The organism is Streptomyces sp. NTH33 (genome assembly GCF_003236365.1).
Lineage (GTDB): Bacteria > Actinomycetota > Actinomycetes > Streptomycetales > Streptomycetaceae > Streptomyces.
In genome coordinates, this window is record NZ_POTZ01000441.1 from 1 (window position 1) to 5717 (window position 5717).

The 5717-nt window shown below is 76.2% G+C and carries 6 protein-coding genes and 1 pseudogene; 3 read left to right on the forward strand and 4 right to left on the reverse strand.

Features of this window, described 5'->3' with window-relative positions:
* The first annotated feature begins 182 nt into the window (after window positions 1-182).
* Window positions 183-824, forward strand: coding sequence for a GNAT family N-acetyltransferase (locus tag C1I97_RS29880; RefSeq protein WP_111006225.1), 642 nt, complete (start codon window positions 183-185; stop codon window positions 822-824).
* A 66-nt stretch (window positions 825-890) separates the two neighbouring features.
* Here the strand turns inward: C1I97_RS29880 and C1I97_RS29885 are convergent, their stop codons facing one another.
* Window positions 891-1331 carry a hypothetical protein gene (locus C1I97_RS29885; protein WP_111006226.1) on the reverse strand — a complete coding sequence of 147 codons (441 nt, stop codon included), beginning with the start codon at window positions 1329-1331 and terminating at the stop codon, window positions 891-893.
* Between the two features lie 86 nt (window positions 1332-1417).
* Here C1I97_RS29885 and C1I97_RS29890 point away from each other — a divergent pair, with 86 nt between their 5' ends.
* Window positions 1418-2191, forward strand: a complete 774-nt coding sequence (locus tag C1I97_RS29890) for an MBL fold metallo-hydrolase (RefSeq protein ID WP_181446973.1) — start codon at window positions 1418-1420, stop codon at window positions 2189-2191.
* On the forward strand, window positions 2188-2829 hold the full coding sequence (locus C1I97_RS29895) for a DedA family protein (protein ID WP_111006227.1): 642 nt from the start codon (window positions 2188-2190) through the stop codon (window positions 2827-2829). The genes C1I97_RS29890 and C1I97_RS29895 overlap by 4 nt, the downstream gene beginning before the upstream one ends.
* Window positions 2830-2877: 48 nt before the next feature.
* On the opposite strand, the gene C1I97_RS29900 is transcribed toward C1I97_RS29895, so the two are convergent.
* The 3 genes and pseudogenes from C1I97_RS29900 to C1I97_RS29910 form a co-directional block, all read right to left on the reverse strand.
* Entirely contained in the window at window positions 2878-3945 is a 1068-nt protein-coding gene (locus C1I97_RS29900; protein WP_111006228.1) for an MBL fold metallo-hydrolase, read from the reverse strand.
* Window positions 3942-5192, reverse strand: a complete 1251-nt coding sequence (locus C1I97_RS29905) for an aminotransferase class I/II-fold pyridoxal phosphate-dependent enzyme (protein WP_111006229.1) — start codon at window positions 5190-5192, stop codon at window positions 3942-3944. The genes C1I97_RS29900 and C1I97_RS29905 overlap by 4 nt, the downstream gene beginning before the upstream one ends.
* 174 nt (window positions 5193-5366) lie before the next feature.
* Window positions 5367-5717, reverse strand: a pseudogene (locus C1I97_RS29910) (hypothetical protein); the annotation flags it as partial.

Genomic DNA, 5717 nt, shown 5'->3' on the forward strand with positions numbered 1-5717 from the left:
ACCCACGCCGGCCCACTCTCCGTCCCGCTCCGCTCACGCCCCGTCCGGGCTCCGGGCCCGGGCCCGGTCCAGCTTGTCACACGGCGGGCGGAGGGCCGCGGCCGCTTCTTCCCGGCCGGCCCGGCCCGTGACCGGGCAAAAAGGCTGGCGGCATGCCTGATCGACCGGGTAGGAAGGGCGTCATGAACACCTCCGCGCCCCCGCCTGCCTCCCCGGGCCCCGCCGACCGGCGGGCCTTCGTCCGCACCACGCTCGACCTGGGCGACATGGTGCTCCGCCCGTGGGGCCGGGAGGCCGCCGAGTCGGAGACGGTGCTGGACGGCCTGGTCGCCGCCGCGGCGGACCCGCTGATAGCCCTGTGGAATCCTCTCGCGACAGCCGACCGCGGCGACGCCCTGGCCTGGCTGGAATCCCGCGACGGCGGCTGGGACCGCGGGGCCGCCGCCTCCTTCGCCGCGCTGGCCGCCACCGACGGCGCCCTGCTGGGCAGCGTGACCCTGCGCTGGGTCGACCGCACGGACGGCCTGGCGATGATCGGCTACTGGACCCTGCCGGCCGCCCGCGGACGGGGCGTCGCCACCCGGGCGACGAGGGCGGTCACCGGCTGGGGCTTCCGGACGGCCGACGCCCGCCGGGTGGAGATCGCCCACGCCGTGGGCAACGAGGCCTCGTGCCGGGTGGCCCGGCGCTGCGGCTACCTCCCCGAAGGCACCCTGCGCGACTCGCACCGCTTCGGCGACGGGGCGTACCACGACGAGCACCTGCACGCCCGCCTGGCCACCGACCCGGACCCGGCCGACCCCACGGGGGAGCCGACGGCGTAGGCGACCCGGCCGACCCCACAAGGGAGCCGACGGCGCAGGCGACCCGGCCGGCGGGCCCGGGCGGGTCTACCGGCCGTCGTAGCCGGCCGTGGGCATGGACAGGCGGCGGTGGACCCGGGCCTTCATCTGGGCGTCGTACGACGGCTCGGCCTGGCCCACCGTCTCCACCCGGACGCCGCGGCGCGCGCACTCCGCGGTGAACTCCTCGACGGAGGACAGGGCCCGTTCCAGCACGCGGCGGCTGGGGGCGACGAAGAGGTCGACGCCGGGGCGGACCCCCTCCCACAGGGCGCTGTGGTCGGCCCGCAGTCCGCGGACGAGCAGTTCCCGGGCGACCACGTAGCCGTGGTCGGCCGCCCAGCGGGCGCACATCGCGTGCTGGCTGCGGGAGTCCACCAGGAAAGGGTCGTCGTGCAGCTCCTCCAGGGGCGTCAGGCTCGCGATCGCCGTGACGCGGACGGCCGCCGGGGCGCCGTCCCCGCCGGGGGCGTCCCGCACTTCTCCCATGGTGTCCCCCTCACCTCCGGGTTTTCGTCGCCGACCCTACTCCTGCACGTAGGCTCAGGGGGAGTCGCGCGAAGGAGGCAAACGAGGTGCCGGTGGAGATCACCTGGTGGGGTCACGCCACCTGCACGGTCGAGGACTCGAACGTCCGCGTGCTCACCGACCCCCTGTTCGCCCGCCGGCTCGCGCACCTGCGGCGCCGCCGCGGCGCGCTGCCGCCGCCGACCGCCTGGCACGCGGACGTGGCGCTGGTCTCCCACCTGCACGCCGACCACCTGCACGTTCCCTCGCTGGCCCGGCTGGAGCGGGGCACGCGCCTGTTGGTGCCCCGGGGCGCGCTCCGGGCGGTACCGGGGCTGCGCCGGCTCGGCCACCTGCGGGTCACCGAGGTCACGCCCGGGGACCGGCTGGAGGTCGGCGGCGTCGTCGTACGGGTCGTGCCCGCGCACCACGACGGGCGGCGGCTGCCGGTCGGGCGGCACCGCTCCCCCGCGCTCGGGTACGTCGTCGAGGGCGAGGCACGGACGTACTTCGCCGGGGACACCGGCCTGTTCGACGCGATGGCCGAGGAGGTCGGGCCGGTGGACGCGGCGCTGCTGCCGGTGGGCGGCTGGGGACCGTACCTCGGGGAGGGCCATCTGGACGCGGGAGGTGCGGCGCAGGCGCTGGCACGGCTGGCGCCGGGCTTCGCCGTGCCGGTGCACTACGGCACGTACTGGCCGATCGGGATGGACGCCGTGCGCCCTCATGAGTTCCACGCGCCGGGCGACGAGTTCGCGCGCTTCGCCGCGCGGCGCGCGCCCGGCGTGGCGGTGCACCGGCTCGGGCACGGGGAGAGCGTGCGCCTGGAGGTCGCCCGGTGATACGGCTCGCCGCCGCCGTGACGTCGGTGGTGCCGACGGAGTCCACACAGCAGGCGCTGGGGTATCCGTCGCTGTTCCTGCTGGTGCTGATCGGGGCGCTGGTGCCCGTGGTGCCGACCGGGGCGCTGGTCAGTTCGGCGGCGGTGGTCGCCTTCCACCAGGCGGCGCCGTTCTCGCTGGCATTGGTGTTCGTGACGGCGTCGCTGGCCGCGTTCCTCGGGGACGCGACGCTGTACTGGCTGGGGCGGCGCGGGCTGCGGTCGAAGAACGGCTCGCGCTGGCTGGAGGCGATCCGCTCGCGCGCGCCGGAGGAACGGCTCCGGCAGGCGCAGGACAAGCTCGCCGGCCACGGGGTCGCGGTGCTGGTCCTCTCCCGCCTCGTCCCGGCCGGCCGCATACCGGTGATGCTGGCCTGCCTGCTGGCCCGGTGGTCCCTGCGCCGTTTCTCCCGCGGCAACCTCCCGGCGTGCCTGGCCTGGGCGGTCACGTACCAGCTGATCGGCATCCTCGGCGGCTCCCTGTTCGAGGAACCCTGGGAGGGCCTGGCCGCCGCCCTCGCCCTCACCGTCCTCCTGAGCGCCGCCCCCACGGCCTGGCGCCGTCTGCGCCGTCTGATCCCGGCCCACCGCTCCCACTGACCGCGCCCTCTGCCTGCTGCCTGCTGCCTGCTGCCTGCTGCCTGCTGCCTACTCCAGGATCCGGGAGGCGCCCACCGGCAGGTCCCACAGGTCCTCCCGGGGAAAACCGGCTTTCTGCCAGGCCGTCCGGACCCGGGTGAGGGGTTCCAGGACCGGTTCGGCGGAGAGGATGAAGGTGCCCCAGTGCATGGGTGCCATACGGCGGGCGCCGAGGTCCTGGGCGGCCCGGACCGCCTCCTCCGGGTCGCAGTGGACGTCGCTGAGCCACCAGCGGGGGTCGTAGGCGCCGATGGGGAGCAGGGCGAGGTCGATGCCGGGGTAGCGGCGGCCGATGCGGGAGAACCAGTGGCCGTAGCCCGTGTCGCCGGCGAAGTACACGCGCTGCCCGTCGGGGGTGGTGAGCACCCAGCCGCCCCACAGGCTGTGGCAGGTGTCGGTGAGGGTGCGCTTGGACCAGTGGTGGGCGGGGACGAAGTCGATGCGGACACCGGACAGTTCAGAAGCCTCCCACCAGTCCAGCTCGGTGACCCGGGTGAACCGGCGGCGCCGGAACCAGCGGCCGAGCCCGGCCGGCACGAACACGGGGGTGTCGCGCGGGAGCAGGCGCAGGGTGGGCGCGTCCAGGTGGTCGTAGTGGTTGTGGCTGATGACGACCGCGTCGACGCGCGGCAGCGCCTCCCAGGGCACGCCGACGGGGGTGATGCGGGCCGGGGTGCCGATGATGCGGCGGGACCAGACGGGGTCGGTCAGCACGGTCAGCCCGCCGATCTGCACGATCCAGCTGGCGTGCCCCGCCCAGCTGACGGCGACGGTGCGGTTGTTCACGCGCGGCACCGGGGCGGGCTCGTACGGCAGCAGCGGGATGTCGGCGAGGCTCTCCTTGGCCGGTCGTACGGAGCCCTCGCGGGCGAACCGGGCGAGGGCCTTCAGGCCGGGCAGCGGGGCGGTGAGCCGGTCGTGGAAGGTGCGCGGCCACACCCGCCGCTCCCCCAGCGGTCTGGGCTCGGCCAGCGGCGGGTACGGTGCGAGCGGCGGGGCGAGGGGGGACGAGGCGACGGGGTCGTCGGTTTCCCGGGTGGCGGTCGTGGACGTGGCCGGCTCGGACTGCTGCGTCATCGAGGAGACTCCCATCGCTGAGCGTCGTCGCGGAGATCGTCAAGAACCGACTTCAGGAAGAGCAACGCGCGTCGCACGTGCGGCAGTTCCAACGGCGCGGGGGACAGGAGGCACTGCGCGCGCTCCTCGTCCGTGCGGCCGAGGAGTTCCGCGGTGGACAGCCGTACCCGCAGGGCGCCCAGGTCGTCGCCGAAGCGGTGCCCGCCCGGAACGGGCCGGTCCAGGCGGGCGGTGAGGAAGTCCTCCAGCTCCTGTGCGTCCCCCACTCCGCGGGCGGCGAGCGCGGAGCGCAGGGAACCGAGGTCGGCGTACAGGTGGCGGCCGACCTGCGGCGGCCGGACGAGCGCGCCGGCGGCGACCAGGATCGCGTGCGCGGCGTGCGCCACGCGTGCGTGCAGGCGTATGGAAGCGGTCAGGCGCACGGTGACGGCGTCGGGTTCGTCGAGGGCGTAGGCGGCCGCGGCGGCGACCGGTTCGGCGACGCGCGCGTCCAGCGCGGTGAGCACGTCGAGCACGCGTGCGTGCAGCGCGTCGCCGGTGGTGCCGGCGGGGAAGCGGGCGACGGCGGCGGGCCAGCCGGTGGGCAGGAAGGCGCCAGCGAGGTCGGTGACGACGGTGACCCGTTCGGGCAGCATCTCGGCGGGGCTGAGCAGCACCGTCTCGTGCGGCGCGTGCACGGTGTCGCGCCAGGTCTCGTCGCTGACCAGGTGCAGTCCCTCGCCGGCGGCGGCCTCGACGGTCTCGTGCAGCACCTCGGGCGGTGCGACGGTCGCGGTGGGGTCGTCGGCGACGGACAGGACGAGCAGCCGGGGATCACCTCCTTCGGCGCGGACCCGGCGGACGGTCTCCAGCAGGGCGTACGGGTCGGGGACGCCACCGCACTCGGCGGGCGTCGCCACGGGGAAGGCGGGTCTGCCGAGCAGGCGCGCGTACGGCGCCCACCAGGCGGCGCAGGGGCGGGGCACCAGGACGTCCCCGCCGAGCGCGGCGGTGAGCGCGAGCAGCAGGGAGGGCGCGCCGGGCGCGGCCGCCACACGGCCGGACCGGGTGGGCAGCCCGCGCCGCAGCCAGTAGCCGCAGGCGGCGTCCAGCAGGGCCGCGCCGCCGCCGATCGGTCTCTGACGGGACCGGCCCGCGGCGGCGGCGAGCGCGGCGGACAGCTCGGGCAGCACGGGCAGTCCGTCGTCGGGGAGGGCCGACGGCCCGTAGCGGACGGGGCCGTGGCCTTCGGGGTCCGTCCGCCGCATGGGTACCTCCGCGCAGTCCCTGATGCCGTGTCGTGTCACCACCGGTCCGAGCGGTCCGAGCAGTCCGAGCGGTCCGCGGACTCCGGGTACCCCGGGAGGCGCCGCCCCATGGCCACCCGGCGGGTTGCGAAGATCACACAGGGCTGTGGCACTCCACGGTGCCCTGGGGCCCGGTCAGCCCTTCCGGCGCTGCCACACCCGGTGGACCGCGGCGCCGAGCGCCGCGGCGATCAGCAGGCCGCCGACGACCAGGGCCGGCAGGGAGGTGGTGAACGCGCCGCCCGCACCGGCGTGCACACCGTGCTGGGCCGCGCCGCCCGCGCAGTTCCTGTCGGAGGGGTCCGCGCAGGACTGGCCGGGGTCGCGCGGCCCTCCGTCGCGGGAGGGGTCGCGGCCGGCGGCCGTGTCGCGGCCCGGGTCGCGCGACGCCTGGCCGCGGGAGGGGTCCCGCGAGCCGTCGTCGCGGGACGGACCGCCGGAAGCCTGGCCCCGGGACGGGGCACGGGAGGAGGAGGGGTCGTAGGA